Here is a 16700-nt window from a genome sequence, read left to right as displayed (position 1 = left end):
AGGGACAGGGGATCTACACCGTGGAACTTTATTTGAGGGTTCGCCTGGCTGTTTCCGAAGGGATGACGCAGCGCCAGGCAGCAAAGCATTTCAACGTATCGCGCGACAGCGTGGCCAAGATGCTGTCGTATTCGACACCGCCTGGCTATCAGCGGCGGTCACCGATCCGGCGTCCGAAGCTGGATGCATTCGTTTCGACGATCGAGCAGTGGCTGGAAGCTGACATTGTGATGCCGCGCAAGCAGCGGCATACTGCCAAACGGGTGTTCGACCGGCTTCGTGATGAGTGCGGCTTCACCGGTGGCTACACGATCATCAAGGACTACATGCGCGAGCGGGATCAACGCCGCCAGGAGGTGTTCGTGCCGTTGTCGCATCCGCCGGGCCATGCGCAGGCCGATTTCGGCGAGGCGACGGTGGTGATCGGCGGCGTCGAGCAGAAAGCTCGCTTCTTTGTGCTGGATCTTCCTCATAGCGACGGATGCTATGTGCGTGCCTATCCGGCGGCAGTGGCAGAAGCCTGGGTGGATGGTCACATCCATGCGTTCGCGTTCTTCGGAGGCGTGCCGCAGTCGATCGTCTATGACAACGACCGTTGCCTCGTCGCGAAGATCCTCCCTGACGGCACGCGCAAACGGGCAGCGCTGTTCAGTGGCTTCCTGTCCCATTACCTGATCCGGGATCGCTATGGCCGTCCGGGAAAGGGCAATGACAAAGGGAATGTCGAGGGTCTCGTGGGCTATGCCCGTCGCAACTTCATGGTACCGATCCCACAGTTTGCGACATGGGATGCGTTCAATGCCTTTCTGGAAGAGCAATGCCGCAAACGCCAGAACGACAAGCTGCGTGGCGAGATCGAGACGATCGGAGAACGGCTTCAGCGCGATCTTGCCGCCATGCGCCCTTTGCCGGCGTCGCCGTTTGATGCCTGCGACCAGGCCAGCGCTGTTGTGACAGCCCAGTCGCTGGTGCGCTACAAGACCAACGACTATTCCGTACCGGTCGCCTACGGCCATCAGGACGTCTGGGTCCGGGGCTATGTCGATCAGGTGGTGATCGGCTGCCGTGGCGAGGTCATCGCCCGTCATCCGCGGTGCTGGGAGCGGGAAGACGTCGTCTTCGATCCCGTCCATTACCTGCCGCTGATCGAGCGGAAGATCAATTCTCTGGATCAGGCAGCCCCTCTTCAGGGCTGGGATTTGCCAGACGAGTTCGCGACGCTGCGCCGGCTGATGGAAGGCCGCATGGCCAAGCATGGGCGGCGAGAGTACGTGCAGGTTCTGCGCCTGCTGGAAAGCTTCGACCTTGCCGATCTACATGCAGCGGTGAAGCAGGCCATTCAGCTCGGCGCGATCGGCTTCGATGCGGTCAAGCATCTGATCCTGTGCCGGGTCGAGCGCCGGCCGCCGCGACTGGACCTGGCGATCTATCCCTACCTGCCGAGGGCGACGGTCGAGAAGACGTCAGCAAAGGCGTATATGCGCCTCCTGTCATCTGATGCGGGAGAAGCGGCATGAGCAGCGACGCGCCAGAGATCCTGCTTGGCCACTATCTCAAGACTCTCAAGCTGCCGACCTTCCAGCGCGAGCACCAGAAGCTGGCCCGGCTATGCGCCACCGACGGCGTCGATCATGTCGGCTACCTGTTCCGGCTTGTCGAACGGGAGATGATCGAGCGGGATCGCCGCAAGGTCGAACGTCGGATCAAGGCGGCCAAATTCCCGGTCGTCAAAAGCCTCGACAGCTTCGACTTCGCCGCCATTCCGAAGCTCAACAAGATGCAGGTGCTGGAACTGGCCCGCTGTGAATGGATCGAGCGCCGCGAGAACGTCATTGCGCTCGGCCCCAGTGAAACCGGCAAGACGCATGTCGCGCTCGGTCTCGGCCTGGCCGCGTGCCAGAAGGGCCTGTCCGTCGGCTTCACGACGGCCGCCGCCCTGGTCAGCGAGATGATGGAGGCACGCGACGAGCGGCGTCTGCTCCGGCTCCAGAAGCAGATGGCCGCCTATAAGCTGCTGATCATCGATGAGCTGGGCTTCGTGCCGCTGTCGAAGACCGGGGCGGAATTGCTGTTCGAGCTGATCTCGCAACGCTACGAGCGCGGCGCCACCTTGATCACCAGCAATCTCCCATTTGACGAATGGACGGAAACCTTGGGCTCCGAGCGTCTGACTGGCGCACTGCTGGATCGCATCACCCACCACGTCAACATCCTTGAGATGAACGGCGACAGCTATCGTCTCGCTCAAAGTCGCGCCCGAAAGGCCGGCTAAAACTACCCTCAAAAAATCGCCGCGCCGGCTTGAGACCCCCGCTCGGGCTACGCCCTCCCGGCGGTCTCAGGCCGGCGCCACAGTGGCCGACTTTTGCTCCGCCCCGTGGCCGGTTTTTACTCCGCCGTTGACAGCGAAGCTGTTCTTTACCCGGTGTGCCATCTCCTCAAGGAGGAGCTGCTTCTGGTCCTCCTGAAGGCGCTCGCTCGTCTGAACCCGAAGAATTTTTAGATACCCCTGTAGCGAGCCGTCTTCGGCCGTCAGAGGCATAAGTTCGCCGTTCGCCCAGAAGCGCTCGCCACCCTTCCGCAGGTGCCAGCGTTCGTCCATACCGTGTCCGCTTTCCAGCGCCGATTGCATTTCCTGGTCCGGAATGCCCGCCTCCCGATCTTCCGGCGTGAAGAAGAACGAGCCGTCGCGCCCGACCGCCTCCGACCGCTCCCAGCCAAGGATACGGATCGCACCCTCGTTCCAGTCGGTGACCAGCCCGGCACGGTCCATGACGATGATCGCGTAATCGGTTGCACTGTCGAAGACCGCCTTGTATCGCGCCTTCTCCTCGCGCTCCGCCCGGCGGGCGGAAGCCTCTAACGCCGCGACCCGGCGCAGCTCAAGCCGGGCCATCACCTGCGAAGCCAAGACGCGAAGCGTCCGCTGCTGGACTTCGTCCAGCTCTCGCGGCTCGTAGTCCAGAACGCATACCGTACCGACAGGCAATCCTTCCGGCGTCTTCAGGATCGCGCCGGCGTAGAAACGTAGGTGAGGCTCGCCCGTCACAAGGGGGTTGCAGTCGAAGCGCGCGTCCTCCGTCGCGTTAGGGACCATCAGGAAGTCGTTCTCGAGGATGGCCTTGGCGCAGAACGAACTTCCGAAAGGCGTCTCGCGAACACCTAGTCCGACCTCAGCCTTGAAGAACTGCCGACGGTCACCGATCAGATTGACGACCGCGATCGGCGTCGCGCAGATGTCGGAGGCGAGCTTCGCGACGTCGTCAAAATCCTCCTCCGGCGGAGTGTCGAGGATTGCGTAGGCCTCGAGAGCCTGCAGGCGGCGGAGCTCTCTGGCGTTTTCGTTCGCATTCATAAAGTATGCCCCTTGACCCGAGGGCCATTGAAGTGAAGGGACCCTATTACCCCGGTACGTAATCCGGCAATGGCGCCCCGACTAAGCGCTTCTTTGGTCGCTCGACAGGACTGAGTAGAATGGCGTCCCCCGATCAACTGATCCGACTGCTCGGCTCATGGATCGGGCAACCGTTGAAGCGCTCTCTGAAGCCGGCGGAATGTTCGTACGGCGCCTTCCTTGCCCGGTTGATGTTGCCGAGAGGACGGTGGGCTTCCAATCCAGTCCAGACGCTGAAACGCATTTCCTCGTCGACCCGCTGGACCTGCTCCGGCTGCCAGCTATCCTGCGGTCCGGCTCGAAGCCGGGCAACCGTGACGAAGGGTGCCGCGTCTTCCTTCCATTCGACCGTCGGATCCTCGACCGGCTGCTGTTCCAGATCACGACAGAGCTGCACTCGAAACTCCCACTCCGCCTCAAGGTGGTTCATGTCGGCATGGACGGTTTCGCGGATAGCGTCCTGGCGATCGGAGGCGTCGATTTCCTTGCCCGTCAGGTCCGTGAGATCTTTCGACGACGGCTTCAGGCTGAACTTTGCGATATAGTCGCCATACCTAAATGGAGTGACGCTGAAATACGTCTCACCCATCGGATCGACGTTCGGCGCGCCGCCCAAGGACTGAACCGTCGAACTCGAGACGCCAACGGTTTCCAAAGCAGTGTTCACGCCCTGCAGGACGGTGGACATCGTCTTCTTGGCGCCTTCCATGCGGTCGGTGGTCTTCGACAGCATCTTCAAGCTGCCTAGAAACTTCTCAGCAGTCTTCGCTTGGAACACCGGGCCATTCACCATCACGAAGTCCTGCGTGTCGCCGGCTGCGTCGGGCAGGCGCGCACCGTCTACGCCGACGACTTTCAGCGCGAGCCCGCGCGGCAGAGAAATCGCATCCGGCAGGATGTCACCGGCGTTCGTTGAGATGCGGATGTATGCCTCGTACTCGCCGGGCTTGGAAAAGAGACCCTGCGCGAGCTCCGGTGGAAGGCCATCTAGCACGGTGAGCCTTCCGCGAAGGATTCCATGCGCCTTCGCATGAACAGAGCGGACTGCATGGCCGTAGTCCTTCGCCGTCGTCACGAGGATCGTGTCGAAGGTCTCGTTTAGTTTTCCGATGGTCGCCTGCTCGTCCGGAAGGATCTCTTCCACCTCCGGCGTGTAGAGGACGGGTGAGGGAAGTGACATGATCGGTCCTTTCGCAACATATTTCGCTAAAGGCTTGAAGCGGCTGGAAGTTCCGTCGACCGCTCCCACGACGCGTTGGGAACTGGGAAGGGCTTCTACTACGACGATGAGCCTCCTCCGGATCACAAAGCGCGTGTGACTTTTTCGTGAGACACGGTAGGGGAACTTAGCGGGGGTGCAATGGTTTCGCATCCGTCTTTTCACGGAGTAACTCCCTTGCTAAACCAATTGAAAATCACGCTGCTTGCGGCGGCGCTGGCCGCGTCCACCTGCGTGGCCGCATCGGCGCAGGATGCCCCCAAGCCAACCGCCGAAATGCAAGCCGTCCTCGACAAGCTTCAGGCGCTCAACGTCAAGCCTTTTGCAACGCTTACGGTGCCCGAAGCCCGTACCCAGGCAAGCGCCGCCGACGCCGCGCGGGCCGTCCAGTGGGACAAGCGCATTTCCTCTAATCCGGAGGCGCAGGTCACCACCAAGGACATCGCGATCCCCTCGAAGGCAGGCGCGCTCGCGGCACGTGTCTACATCCCCGGCGGCGAAGGCCCGTTCCCGGTCGTGGTCTACTACCACGGCGGCGGCTGGGTCGTCGCCGACATCAACGTCTATGACGGCGCCCCGCGGGCACTTGCGCTCGGCGCCCACGCCATCGTGGTGTCGGTCGAGTATCGGCACGCGCCCGAGCACAAGTTTCCGGCCGCTCACGAAGACGCCTGGACAGCCTACAAGTGGGTGGTCGAGAACATTCATGAGCTGAACGGCAACGCCGACAAGGTCGCCGTTGCCGGTGAGAGCGCAGGTGGCAACCTCGCCGCCAATGTCGCGCTGATGGCAAAGGAGATGAAGACGAAGCAGCCGGTTCGTCAGGTCCTGGTCTATCCGGTCGCCGGGAACGACATGGACACGGACTCCTACAAGGAGAACGCCGACGCCAAACCTCTCGGCAAGGCCGACATGGAATGGTTCGTGAAAAATACGTTCACCTCCATGGACAAGACGTCCGACAAGCGGCTGAACCTCGTCGGTCGCGACGATCTCGCCGGCGTCGCTCCGGCGACTGTCATCACCGCCCAGTTCGATCCGCTTCGCTCCGAAGGGCAGGCCTATGCCGAAAAGCTAAAGGCAGCGGGCGTCGAGGTCGACGCAAAGACCTTCGATGGCGTGACGCACGAGTTCTTCGGCATGGCGAAGGTCGTCCCGCAGGCGAAGCAGGCCATGGACATGGCCATCGCCGATCTCACCTCCACCTTCGACAAGGCCAAGTAAGGATTCCATCATGAAGAACATCGCACTGGCATTGGTTGCCACCACGGCCCTGGCCTTTTCGTTCGTCCCATCCGTCGACGCCAAGTCTCCGGCTTCTGCCGATACCGCAGCCGCACCCTTCAAGGTCGACAAGGCGTCGTTCGTGAAGGTCGTATCCAGCTCCAACGCCTTCGAAATCGAGTCCAGCAAGCTCGCCGAAGAAAAGGCGAAAGACGGCGACTTCAAGGAGTTCGCCAAACAGATGATTGCCGATCATACCAAGGCCGCGGAGGAATTGAAAGCGGCGGCGAAGGTGGACGGCCCCGAGCCGCCGATGGCTCCGAAGCATGCAGCAATGCTCGAGACCCTGAAGGGCGCCTCCGAGCAGGAGTTTCAGCCGCTCTATATCGAGATGCAGAACGTCGCTCACATGGAGGCCGTCAGCCTCTTCGCCACTTATGCCAAGGGCGGCGACGACCCTGCAGTGCAGGCCTTCGCCAAAAAGACGCTGCCGACGCTGGAGATGCACAAGATGCACGTGCAGAAGCTGGTGGCTGCTCACTGATCCAGTGGAAGGCCCGGCAGTTTGCCCGGCCTTCCGAGAGAGCGGAGAACGGCTCGCGCGGATGCTCCCTAGTCTGTTGCGGTGTGCCTCTCGCGGAAACCCTCGATCTCCTCAGGCTCGCGTTCGTCGAGTTTGGTGATGTCTTTCCTCGCTTCGCCGTTGGCGTGCAGGAGTTCATCGAGCTTCGCATGAACTGCCTGGGTGTCCCAATGCTCGGCGCGTTGGATGAATAGGGTCATAAGCCATGTCGCCAAGGTCGCATAGCCGCCATTCGAGGGTGCCGGGACTGAAGATGCGCCACGACAGCCCATACAGAAGCACTACCGCGAACGCGATGGGACTAGCAGTCCACGATCCGAGGTCGGTCAGCCAGGAACGCCATTTCATGCCGATGCCTTTCTGGAAAGGTCACGGTCGAACATCTGACAGGCCTCGAAGTTCCAAGCACGCTCATCCTGCGGTCAAGGGGTTTGCCGCTTCAAGCTCGGATTTGTTGGACCGGTGTTGCTCGGGCTTCCGGGGAGCTCCGAACTGGAAACACCCCAAGACTGGCTCGTTCCACGTAGGGAGCCGTAGTGTGCACCTTCACGCTGAGGACGTGGAGGAACTGGCGGAATGTCGGGAGGGCAGGCTTCCCAATGCTGCCGAGGTTGAAGCCACGCGGAATGTTTGCGTTTGCTGTCTCCGTTCGCGACGAGCACTGGTTCGCGAGGGAAGAGAAGAAGAGATAGTTCTTGATATGGGCGGGCGGCCCGCTACTTCACCACCCTGGAGGAAGTCCGATGCCGACTCTCGACGAACATTTCCGCATGCTTTCCGAAGCAGTCCAAGCCTGGTACCGATACTATGAGGTGGAGCCGGACGATCAGGCATCGCACACGCTCAGCGCAGCCGCGATCGGGTTCTTTCAGGAAGGACATCGTTCGCTGGACGACGTCACTACCATGCTGATCGGCACCTATGTCGGGAGGTGGGCGACCCGCGTCAACGCGCCTACCTCCAATTCCGTGCACTAGCTCGTCGATCGGTTCGTCTTCGAGAGGCGGTTCCTGCTGCTGTATGAACGCCAGCCCGCATGCCGGTTGGAACCCGGAAGCGCTGCGATGGTTTCCTCTGCGAAACGGAGGAATACGATGAAGATCACTCTAGTCGTCACTTCGATCGTCGTGCTCATCATTGCTGTGGTCGCCGTGAACGTGCTGCCGTCCCGTCATGAGGCTTCCTATCCGAAACCGTACGACATCACGCGAAAATAGGTGGTCGGGTCCGCCGCCCCGCGGTGGCGGAACGCGTTGAACGGCAGCACACGGAGACTTGTATGTTTCAGGCTACCTCGAACCTCAAGACGCTGCGCGACGCTCTCTCCAGCCACATGAAGCTGTCGGAGTACTTTCTCGGAATGCACGCCTTCTTCGATGGGGAGGTCATCTTCGCTAGGGACGTCGTACAGGTGAACACAGAATTTCCCCCGTTCCCTGTGGACTTCGACAATGTATGGAAATGGTTCCGGGACCAGATCAAGGGGCCGCCGATACAGGAGACCTTCGCCTACGAAACGACTTTCGGCGTGGATGACGAGGCAGATCCCGTCATGGAGAGACTTATCGAGATTACCGAAGGCTCGGCGAACACGATCTGGTTGATCGATCTTGCGAACCAGAATGGACAGGGCGACGGACGCCGCTTCGTCATCGTCACCTCACCAGACAAAAGGCAGGCGGGAAATTTCCTTAAAGAATTTCATGGCTATGACTCGAACTTGCTTTAAATGGGTGATGGACGCGACATGACTTCTAGCCAAATCGGTGTAAATGTTAGGCCTGCGACCGAGGCCGATGCCGACACTCTGGGTGCTTACGGCGCGCAGCTCGTTGCGCTCCACCACGACTGGGATCCCTCGCGCTTCATATCAGCGGGCGAGAAGACGCCTGCAATGTACGCCGACTACCTCAAGAGGCAGATAGACCGGCAGGGCGCGCTCGTACTGGTCGCGGAGGCCGCGGGACAGATCGTCGGCTACGTGTTCGCTGGACTGGAAGGGCCGGACTACATGGCGCTCCGGGGGGCGGCAGGCGTGATCCATGACATCTTCGTGGAACATGCCAGTCGAAGACGCGGCGCGGGGCGAGCGCTCCTGCTCGCCGCAGTCGAGGAACTGCGGCGCCTCGGGGCAGGGCAGGTCATACTTTCGACGGCCTTCCGAAATGTTGCCGGACAGGCGCTTTTCGATGCGGTGGGCTTCAGGCCGACGATGATCGAGATGACGCTCTCCTCGAAATGACGAGGTCGGCGCTGTCCGTTCCGACGTGCGCTCGTGCGCCAATGTAGCTGTCGCCGCCTGCGGTTTTCACCAAGCTTAAAACACGGACCATGTAGGCGCTCTGGTCGCGCTCCGCGAATGCGACACCGGCCTCGTCATCAAGGAACCGCGAGAAATCGGATTCTTCGATTAAGAGCGCCCCGATGAGCGGAACCGATAGACGCCCCGTAAGGTTTTCCTGATCAAGGAGAAATGCCATGACCGATGAGAAGAAGATCGTCGAGGTGAAGGTGGTGACCGGCACTGGCGAAGAAGTGCCGATCGGGCTGATGAACGTCCGACAGGCGATGAAGCTTCCAGAGGAACTCGATGTGACGGTCTCACACCCGGAGAATGAGGCAGTCTCGACCGGAGCTGCCAACGAGAAAGCCGGACTGGGATCCAGCCCGCGTTCCGGGGCCGCATCCGATTTCCCGGCGCCCTCGACCGAAGTTGAGGCCGAGCGCTTCAAGGAAGCAAGGAAGACGGTCCGCCTGGCATTGGACGATCTCGTGGCTTCCGCCAACCGCGCGGGTTGGAAGACGGACGAGATCGTCGTCGCGATCATGGAAGCTGGTCAGGCGATCAAGGATTCCTGCCAGGTCGAGTTTGATCCGGCAGACGATCCCGCTGTCTCGGACACGGTGCGTTAGGAGATGCTGTCATCCTGCACTCAGCGAGGTAAGGCATTTACAGTAAGTGCCCGCGTAAATTTACGGAAGGGCGCGTCGCTCTCAAGCTGTTCGCCTCGGGCGTGGCCTGGTTGGGTCGGACACGTCCGCCACGCCACCGTGAGCGAATAACGCGTACTGGTCTAAGACAAGACCATCTCGGTTGGTTCACGCGGAACTGAGCCGCGCGCCTCGAAGAGTTTGAGCCGCCGAGGATGGAACGCGCCCATAATTGCGACGCGCAGGTTGGGCAGGCGCATTGCAAGGCGACGTCTTCAGAGTTCTCTGCGTTGTACGCGCGAATGCATCATCTCAACAGCCGAGCATCATTTTCGCTCGATCATCCTGGACCATGGTCGCATATCTGCTGGGACTGAAGTCCGGGGTCCGGAACTGGGACCGGCTAGGGTCGTTCGATATGCCGACGGTCCCAAGGGCCGTATGGAGAAGCAAGGAGGACACTATGAACGCTAGACTCATCGTCGGCGCGGCAACAGTCGCAGCTCTTCTGTCGGGCGCGGCATTCGCCCAGTCTTCAACTGTGAACGGCGCGGCCGGTGGCGCAGTAACCGGCGCGATTGTCGGTGGCCCGGTCGGTGCGGCAGTCGGTGGTGTGGCTGGTGCCGTGGTCGGTACCGCGATCGATCCGCCGCCGGAAAAGGTCGTGACCTACGTTCGCGAAGCGCCGGCGCCTTCGGCAAAAGTTGTCGTCAAGGAGAAGGTCGTCGTTGGCCAGCCCCTTCCCCAAACGGTCGTGGTCACGCCTGTTCCCGAGAACCCGAAATACGCCTACGCGATCATCAATGACGAGCGGGTTATCGTCGAACCTTCATCGCGGAAAGTCATCCAGGTCATCAACTGACCAAAAATCGTGACGCGGCCTCAGCCGCGTCCCTTCGCCTTATCCAACTGAACAAGAGCCGCCGCGAGCGAGCCTCGCATTCGTGCGGCCGGAGATGGAGTACGAGAATGAATACCAAGACCTTTACGGTTCTGATGGCGGCACTTGCCATCGGCGTTTCGCCTGTGAGCCTTATCACAGCCTCTGCCCAGGATGCACCAATCATCAAGAAGAACGGCACCGGCGAAACCGACCAATCCGGCAGCGGCGCTCAGCAGCCCCCGCAAGGTGGCACGTCCGCCGGCAGCAGCACTTCCGATTCCGGCGAAGCAGGCACGCAAGATCAGACAAAGGCGCCGCAGCCGGCCGCCACGGATAAAGTAGGCACGGGAACACCTGATGCAAAGACCGGCAAACAATCCAGCTCAAATGGGTCGGACACGACCAACACCGATGCTTCTCAGTCGTCAGGTCAGGCAGGCACGTCGAGCGACACTCAAAGCGGTTCCACAACCGATGCTTCGAAGACCACGAAGGACGGTGCCGCAACAGTGGGTGAGGTCGAAACGAAGTCGAAGTCATCTTCCGACGCTCAGAAGGCAACAACGGATAGTTCGAAACCATCCGACGCGATGAATTCAGCTACTGATCAGACGAAGTCCGGAACCGACACCCGGAAATCTGGCGACGACGCTAATTCTGCCGGTGGTTCTACCGAAACGCAGACCAATAAGACGAACGCCGCAGGTACGAACGACACCACCGTCAACAGCAAGACTAACGTGGAAAACAACAGCACAACAGTGAACAAGACTGAGAACAGGACCAACGTCAACATTACCGTCGAGCAGCAGACGGAAATCCGTCAGGTCGTGAAGGAGGTCCATGTCGAGCCTGTGCGCGAAGTCAACTTCACGGTCTCGGTTGGAACCAGCATTCCAAAGAAGATCCGCTTGGAGCCGCTTCCGCCTCGGATCATCAAGATCGTTCCGCAATACGAAAGCTATCGGTTCTTTATTCTGGCCGACGGCCGCATCGTGATCGTGGACCCGACGGAATACACTATCGTCTACATCATCACGGCTTGATTACCGTCTGGGCGGCACGTTGTGCCGCCCTCCGCTGGAGGGGAAGCATTGATTCACGAAGACAGGAAGACCTCGGGCTTTGCGGTACCGATCATCGCGATCCTTCTCGCGATGACAGGAATGGTTCTCATGCTGATATCGACCCTGGATACGGGATCTCGCCGCGAGGGTAGGGTGTTCGTGCAGGTCGCGCAGTCTCCGGATAACTCGCCAAAGTAGCGGCGTGCGGCGCCTGATTAACGCGAGCGATGTCCGAGAAGGTGGGCATGACACCGGGGCGTCACAGGTCTTTGGCATCGTTGCCTATGCCGCGGGAAGGAGAGCGTAGAGTGGCTTGTTTGGCACAGGATCTGCGGCTTGAGCTCGGCGAGTGGATGGGTTCGGTCGAGCACGTTTTGATTGATAGGGGCCTGCTCGTCGACGGAACTATAAGCTTCCTACCGAGAGAAGTGGATACCGCTCTGGACGGCTTTATTGAAGATCCGATTGAGCTGTCGACGCTTTTACAGATGGGACGAATTGCGCGCGACGGCGGCAGGCTGTCCCCGGCCTCGTTGTCGGCCGCACATTTGCTTGCGAAGGAGGTTCATTTCGCTCTCTCACTGCCACCCGTTTCAAGTGAAGAATTGACGGTACCTGCGGCTGGACCATTAGGCCGATTGCCGGCGTGCCGTAACGACTAAAGCAGTTGTTAATAGACGCGCTGCGCTATCGTCCGCAATCCTGTAGAAAATTGTCTGAGCGAGCCGCCTCGTCGCGACAGTGCGAGCATCTCGAAGCTTCTTAAGATGTTGAGAGACCGATGACTGGGCAAGCCCAACCGCGGAAGCGATCGATGTTACATCCATCTCTCGTTGCAGCAGGATGATCATGATATTCATCCTGTGTGGGTTGGCGAGACATTGCAGGACCTCTGAAGCGCGGTCAGTGTCGAACGTTTGGTCGCTCATCGTGTTCTCTCGGCCTGTGAATCAGCACCTCCATCGTTATGACAATTAGCGGACAATACAACGGGTGGGGCTGGTACGAAAACGGACCGATTGCTGCGATCGGACTAAAGTCCGAATGACGAACTCTTCAGACAACCTAGATCACCATTAGACCTCTATGCTGGGCAGCATCTATGAGGTCGGGGCCGTCGATGTACAAAGTGGCGGCCCCGTTTCATCTCGTTGGGTGAGTAGATGTCCGCGCTCGTTTTTGTTTCAGCTTCCCTGGTAGCGCTGATGGCAACCGGAATTTCGATTGAGTTTTTTCTCGCCGGTCGCTTGGTTGCGGCTTCCCTCACATTAGGCTGGTCGACAGTGATTATGACCATCGTCCTCGTCGCGCAAAGGGTCTTAATGCGCGGGCCTGGCGACGTGCCATCGCAAAAACTTGGCCTACAACCGCGTCACGCGCGGATCCTTCAACTGCTAGGGTCGACGTCACTCCTGGCGCCAAGCGTCTTCACCAGAGCGATTACTGCCCGCCTCACCTTCGGATCGGCGATCTTTACGAACGACCGGTTCAGGGCGGCCCCATCCGCAGTGCCCATCATTTCCTCGATTGCCGTCATCTCCGGAGAGCGAGGAACGACCGAAACGCCAGCTTCGCCTTCGCCGAATAAAGATGCAGGACTTGTGCCGAGGGCGGCGGCGATTTGAACCAGGCGGCTCGCGCCAATGCGGTTCGTGCCTTTCTCGTACTTCTGAAGCTGCTGGAATGTCACGCCAATCCTTTCGGCCAGGGTGATCTGCGACATCCCCAGAAGCTTTCGGCGGTTTCTGACACGCGCGCCGACGGTGACATCGATTTCAGATACTCTCGAACTCACGATTGCATAGATCCTTCAGGTTGCGATTTGTAAGAACTGCATATATCGGATGTGAAGTCTATAAATTGATAGCGGTATCAGACCTTGGTCCGGTAACGGGTCCGGCATCACCTACTTAAGTTTAATGAGCTTTAGCAGCAGATGAGCCTGGCTGAAGATTGAGGAGGGCATCATGAAGGATCATGACGACAAGATTGAGCAACGCTACCGTCTGCTCGTCGAGGCGATCACCGACTATGCCATCTACATGCTCGACCCAGAGGGCCGGATAACGAGTTGGAACCCAGGCGCCGAGCGTCTGAAGGGGTACACCGAGCAGGAGATCGTGGGACGTCATTTCTCGACCTTCTACACGGAGGAGGATCGGGCCGAAGACCTTCCGGCGCGCGCCTTGGATGCGGCTGCAAGGGAAGGGCGATTCGAGCGCGAGGGGTGGCGGCTTCGCAAGGACGGCTCCCGCTTCTGGGCGAACGTTATCATCGATCCTATCCGGGACGCGGACGGCCGCCTGATCGGTTTCGCCAAGATCACGCGTGACATCAGCGAAAAGCGGGCCGCGCAGGAGGCGATCTTCCAGGCGCAGAAGATGGAGGCGGTAGGTCAGTTGACCGGCGGCCTGGCCCATGATTTCAACAACCTCCTGACGGCCATCCTCGGAAGCCTTCATATTGCCCGAAAGCGGGCCATTCGGGAGGACGTCAGGGACCTCATCGACAACGCCATCCAGGGCGCGCAGCGCGGAGCGACGCTGACCCAGCGGCTGCTTGCCTTTTCGCGGCGTCAGGAACTCCAGCTTGTCGCCATAGACGTCGTCGACCTCGTTCATGGAATGACCGAGCTGATGCGCAGAACGATCGGCCCTGAAGTCCTGATCAACACGAACTTCGCGCAGGACCTTCCGAAGGTTCGCACCGACTCAAATCAACTCGAGAGCGCGCTTCTCAACCTCGTTGTCAATGCCCGCGACGCCATGCCGGACGGCGGAGAAATTATGATCGCCGCTGAGCTGGAAACCGTCACCTCGGGCAGGCGTTCGACACTTCCGCCCGGCGACTACGTCCGTCTTTCCGTCCGCGATCAAGGGGAAGGGATGGATGCCGAAACGCTGGCGAAGGCGGCTACCCCGTTCTTCACGACGAAGGGCGTCGGGAAAGGAACCGGTCTCGGTCTTCCCATGGTTCACGGCCTCATGGCACAGTCCGGCGGCGATCTGGTTCTGAAGTCCGTCGCCGGCGAGGGAACAACCGCCGAATTATGGCTCCCCGTTGCCGACAAGGGCGAAGTGGAGGTCACCGCGGCGCCGGTGCTGGAAGCTCCGCTGGACCCCGCTCCCACGGCCCTGACCGTCCTCGCCGTCGACGACGACTCGCTCGTTCTCATGAATACGGTGCTCCTCCTCGAAGATCTGGGGATGGAGACCATCCAGGCATCTTCGGGCGAGGAAGCTCTGACTGCACTCCAGACCGGCGTTCTGCCGGACGTAGTCATTACGGACCATGCAATGCCGAATATGACAGGAGCGCGGCTTTGCGAGGAAATCCATTCCCGGTACCCGACGCTTCCAATAATTCTCGCCACAGGATACGCGGAGCTTCCTGATGGCGTCGGCATTCCGGGTGGTGTCGTCCGGCTCTCGAAGCCGTTCAGTCAGGCGCAGTTGTCGCGGGCGCTTGCGGAAGCCTGTCAGGGCGGCCGATGCTTCTGAGTTCCTGATGTCATGCTGCTGTAAACCGGTTCGTCCCACCCAGCTACTCCATCCGAACGACCTCCTTGAAGGTGACAGTCTCCAGGATGTCGCCCGTCTCGTCGGCGATCTCGAAGCGGCGCCCGTCAACCAGCGCGTCCTGCAGCACAAGTTCGGCCACCATCTCGCGAGCTGACTGCCGAGCCTCCTCGACCGCCGCCGAAAGCGACGAGAGCTCGGTGCCCTCGACGTCTTCATCGTAGGACTCGATGTCCCTGACGTGGAAGTAGAACTTCATGCACCTCTCCTATGGACCGGCTCGACTTCACCTGCCGGGCCCTCTGAGCATTCCGACGATGGCATCGTATGCGTAGGGCTTGGGAATGAACGACACTACGCTGGCGAGGTCGAAGGCGCCGAGGCGAACGTGACCGGGGGTCACAATCACTCGTGTTCGAGGCGAGCGGGCTCGCACGAGCGCCGTGAGGCCGAGGCCGTCCGTGGTGCCCGGCATGTTGACGTCGGTGAAGACGGCGTCGAACCCGTGCCGTTGCTGCAGAACGAGCACCTCGTCTGCGTTGCCAGCTTCGAATACCTCGAAGCCCGCGTCTTCTAAAGCCTCGACCGTCGCGAAGCGAATGAGAGCCTCGTCGTCCACCACCAGCGCCCGCCTGACGTGGTCGGTGGGTGCGGCCGAGGCGAGGTCATGCTGCTTGTCGCGCCAGTCGTTCACGGCCTGCGCCCAGTGGTCCCTGTCGCGTCCGTTGGGGCAGCCTTCGCTCTGCCATATCGCGTGCGCGCGTCTGCTGATCCAGTTGTAGTCGTCGTCTTGCATCGCTTCCTCCGCCCCCACCGAACGCCACGCCAAGGGCAGAGTTGCAAGGAACCGTCACGCGGTCGGAATGGAAGCGGCTTTCTCCTTTCGGCATTTTGCCGTTTGCTCGCCTTCGACGACCCGATCCAGTGACTAGCGCGTCATGCGCCGTCTTGATCATCCTGTCGCAAGGCAGAGTTCGGGAGCACTCGCCCCAAGGACCCGCTCGTATTCCTGTTCCGGCCGGCCATAGGACTTGCCTGCGTAGGCCTCCAGTCCGAGACGGTCTCTGATAGTGATGGCCCCGCGTTCCGACCTGATTAGGAGAAGCCCCTCAAGTACGTGGAGGCTGGTCGTCACGCCTGGCCGGCGGACGCCCAGCATCACTGCGATGTAGTCGTGAGTGATCCGGATGACGTCGCCGTCGATGCGATCGTGGCTCATCAGGATCCAGCGCGCGAGCCGCCGGTCCACGTGATCCGTCGCATTCGAAAGCGCGGTGTAAGCGACCTGCGCCGCAAATACGTGTGTAAACTTGGCCAGGACTGCCGCGATCATCGGCCTGGCGTTTACGGCTTTCGAGAAGGACTCAATAGGGACGCGATGTCCTCCGCCGTGTGCCTGCATGACAATCTCGTAGATGCTACGGTCGTCGCCAACCGCCGCGGCGAGAGGCGTGAATCCTTCGCGTCCGAACATGCCGGCTTCGGCCCGCTTGCCGTTTTCGCCGACGACCATGACCGATCCGAAGCCCGACGACGGAAAGTAGACGTAGTCGATCAGTGCCTCGGCCCGCGCCATGACGAACCCTTGAGGCATCTCGACCTCTTCGAGGGACCAACCGATCGATGCGAAATCTTCGTTGGAAAGCATGTTGAGAATACGATTGCTGCTGAAGCCTGCGGAGCCGTTGCCATCCATGGCCGGAACCTCCTCCTGGGGCTAGAGTGCCCAAGGCTCCCGGCGCTCGCGCCCTGGAAAGTGGCGAGCGATTAGGCACACTAGCACGTCGTGGAGGTTGTGTCCGATTTATCTCCTCCGGTGCCAATCGCAGAAATCGACTCGACGGCGACGAATTGGCTCCCATCTGATTCGTTTGTGACATC

The 16700-nt window shown here is 60.4% G+C and carries 21 protein-coding genes; 13 read left to right on the top strand and 8 right to left on the bottom strand.

Features of this window, described 5'->3' with window-relative positions; genetic code table 11:
• The first annotated feature begins 62 nt into the window (after positions 1–62).
• Both istA and istB read left to right on the top strand, forming a co-directional pair.
• Entirely contained in the window at positions 63–1517 is a 1455-nt protein-coding gene (gene istA / locus ACEN84_RS02825; RefSeq protein ID WP_413709028.1) for an IS21 family transposase, read from the top strand.
• Positions 1514–2272: an IS21-like element helper ATPase IstB gene (gene istB / locus ACEN84_RS02820; protein ID WP_413708558.1), complete on the top strand. Its 759-nt coding sequence runs from the start codon at positions 1514–1516 to the stop codon at positions 2270–2272. The genes istA and istB overlap by 4 nt, the downstream gene beginning before the upstream one ends.
• A gap of 66 nt (positions 2273–2338) precedes the next feature.
• Here istB and ACEN84_RS02815 read toward each other — a convergent pair whose 3' ends face one another.
• Both ACEN84_RS02815 and ACEN84_RS02810 read right to left on the bottom strand, forming a co-directional pair.
• Positions 2339–3355 (bottom strand): PAS domain S-box protein, encoded by a 1017-nt coding sequence (locus ACEN84_RS02815; RefSeq protein ID WP_413708557.1) that lies wholly within the window; start codon positions 3353–3355, stop codon positions 2339–2341.
• 133 nt (positions 3356–3488) lie between these two features.
• Positions 3489–4574, bottom strand: coding sequence for a catalase family protein (locus tag ACEN84_RS02810; RefSeq protein WP_413709027.1), 1086 nt, complete (start codon positions 4572–4574; stop codon positions 3489–3491).
• A gap of 216 nt (positions 4575–4790) precedes the next feature.
• Here ACEN84_RS02810 and ACEN84_RS02805 point away from each other — a divergent pair, with 216 nt between their 5' ends.
• The gene (locus ACEN84_RS02805) at positions 4791–5837 is read left to right on the top strand and encodes an alpha/beta hydrolase (RefSeq protein ID WP_413708556.1); all 1047 of its coding nucleotides are present in this window, start codon (positions 4791–4793) and stop codon (positions 5835–5837) included.
• A gap of 10 nt (positions 5838–5847) precedes the next feature.
• Entirely contained in the window at positions 5848–6381 is a 534-nt protein-coding gene (locus tag ACEN84_RS02800) for a DUF4142 domain-containing protein (RefSeq protein ID WP_413708555.1), read from the top strand.
• A 68-nt stretch (positions 6382–6449) separates the two neighbouring features.
• Here the strand turns inward: ACEN84_RS02800 and ACEN84_RS02795 are convergent, their stop codons facing one another.
• A complete protein-coding gene (locus ACEN84_RS02795) occupies positions 6450–6620 on the bottom strand; it encodes a low affinity iron permease family protein (protein WP_413708554.1) in 171 nt (56 codons plus the stop codon).
• 543 nt (positions 6621–7163) lie between these two features.
• On the opposite strand from ACEN84_RS02795, the gene ACEN84_RS02790 reads away from it, so the two are divergent.
• The 8 genes from ACEN84_RS02790 to ACEN84_RS02755 all read left to right on the top strand — a co-directional run bounded on the left by ACEN84_RS02790 (position 7164) and on the right by ACEN84_RS02755 (position 11963).
• Positions 7164–7397, top strand: coding sequence for a hypothetical protein (locus ACEN84_RS02790; protein WP_413708553.1), 234 nt, complete (start codon positions 7164–7166; stop codon positions 7395–7397).
• Positions 7398–7514: 117 nt separating this feature from the next.
• Positions 7515–7637, top strand: a complete 123-nt coding sequence (locus ACEN84_RS02785) for a hypothetical protein (RefSeq protein ID WP_413708552.1) — start codon at positions 7515–7517, stop codon at positions 7635–7637.
• Between the two features lie 62 nt (positions 7638–7699).
• A complete protein-coding gene (locus ACEN84_RS02780) occupies positions 7700–8149 on the top strand; it encodes a hypothetical protein (RefSeq protein WP_413708551.1) in 450 nt (149 codons plus the stop codon).
• Between the two features lie 18 nt (positions 8150–8167).
• Positions 8168–8662 carry an N-acetyltransferase family protein gene (locus tag ACEN84_RS02775; RefSeq protein ID WP_413708550.1) on the top strand — a complete coding sequence of 165 codons (495 nt, stop codon included), beginning with the start codon at positions 8168–8170 and terminating at the stop codon, positions 8660–8662.
• Between the two features lie 236 nt (positions 8663–8898).
• Entirely contained in the window at positions 8899–9333 is a 435-nt protein-coding gene (locus ACEN84_RS02770; protein WP_413708549.1) for a hypothetical protein, read from the top strand.
• A 481-nt stretch (positions 9334–9814) separates the two neighbouring features.
• Positions 9815–10213 carry a DUF1236 domain-containing protein gene (locus ACEN84_RS02765; RefSeq protein WP_413708548.1) on the top strand — a complete coding sequence of 133 codons (399 nt, stop codon included), beginning with the start codon at positions 9815–9817 and terminating at the stop codon, positions 10211–10213.
• A 107-nt stretch (positions 10214–10320) separates the two neighbouring features.
• Complete coding sequence (locus ACEN84_RS02760) at positions 10321–11280, top strand: DUF1236 domain-containing protein (RefSeq protein ID WP_413708547.1); 960 nt, start codon at positions 10321–10323, stop codon at positions 11278–11280.
• A gap of 338 nt (positions 11281–11618) precedes the next feature.
• A complete protein-coding gene (locus tag ACEN84_RS02755; RefSeq protein ID WP_413708546.1) occupies positions 11619–11963 on the top strand; it encodes a hypothetical protein in 345 nt (114 codons plus the stop codon).
• Here the strand turns inward: ACEN84_RS02755 and ACEN84_RS02750 are convergent.
• Both ACEN84_RS02750 and ACEN84_RS02745 read right to left on the bottom strand, forming a co-directional pair.
• Positions 11931–12152, bottom strand: a complete 222-nt coding sequence (locus ACEN84_RS02750) for an ArsR/SmtB family transcription factor (RefSeq protein WP_413709026.1) — start codon at positions 12150–12152, stop codon at positions 11931–11933. The two genes, ACEN84_RS02755 and ACEN84_RS02750, sit on opposite strands and share 33 nt — an antisense overlap.
• 536 nt (positions 12153–12688) lie before the next feature.
• Entirely contained in the window at positions 12689–13099 is a 411-nt protein-coding gene (locus ACEN84_RS02745; protein WP_413709025.1) for a helix-turn-helix domain-containing protein, read from the bottom strand.
• A 169-nt stretch (positions 13100–13268) separates the two neighbouring features.
• Between ACEN84_RS02745 and ACEN84_RS02740 the strand changes: the two genes are divergently transcribed.
• Positions 13269–14801 carry a PAS domain S-box protein gene (locus tag ACEN84_RS02740; protein WP_413708545.1) on the top strand — a complete coding sequence of 511 codons (1533 nt, stop codon included), beginning with the start codon at positions 13269–13271 and terminating at the stop codon, positions 14799–14801.
• 43 nt (positions 14802–14844) lie between these two features.
• On the opposite strand, the gene ACEN84_RS02735 is transcribed toward ACEN84_RS02740, so the two are convergent.
• The 3 genes from ACEN84_RS02735 to ACEN84_RS02725 all read right to left on the bottom strand — a co-directional run bounded on the left by ACEN84_RS02735 (position 14845) and on the right by ACEN84_RS02725 (position 16515).
• A complete protein-coding gene (locus ACEN84_RS02735; protein ID WP_413708544.1) occupies positions 14845–15078 on the bottom strand; it encodes a DUF6894 family protein in 234 nt (77 codons plus the stop codon).
• A 27-nt stretch (positions 15079–15105) separates the two neighbouring features.
• Positions 15106–15615, bottom strand: a complete 510-nt coding sequence (locus ACEN84_RS02730; RefSeq protein ID WP_413708543.1) for a response regulator — start codon at positions 15613–15615, stop codon at positions 15106–15108.
• Positions 15616–15771: 156 nt separating this feature from the next.
• A complete protein-coding gene (locus ACEN84_RS02725) occupies positions 15772–16515 on the bottom strand; it encodes a Crp/Fnr family transcriptional regulator (RefSeq protein ID WP_413708542.1) in 744 nt (247 codons plus the stop codon).
• Positions 16516–16700: the final 185 nt, after the last annotated feature.

The sequence above is a fragment of the Rhizobium sp. Rhizsp82 genome (assembly GCF_047325115.1).
GTDB lineage: Bacteria > Pseudomonadota > Alphaproteobacteria > Rhizobiales > Rhizobiaceae > Rhizobium.
The sequence above is the reverse complement of the archived record's forward strand: the minus strand, read 5'-3'. Positions and strand labels throughout refer to the sequence as shown.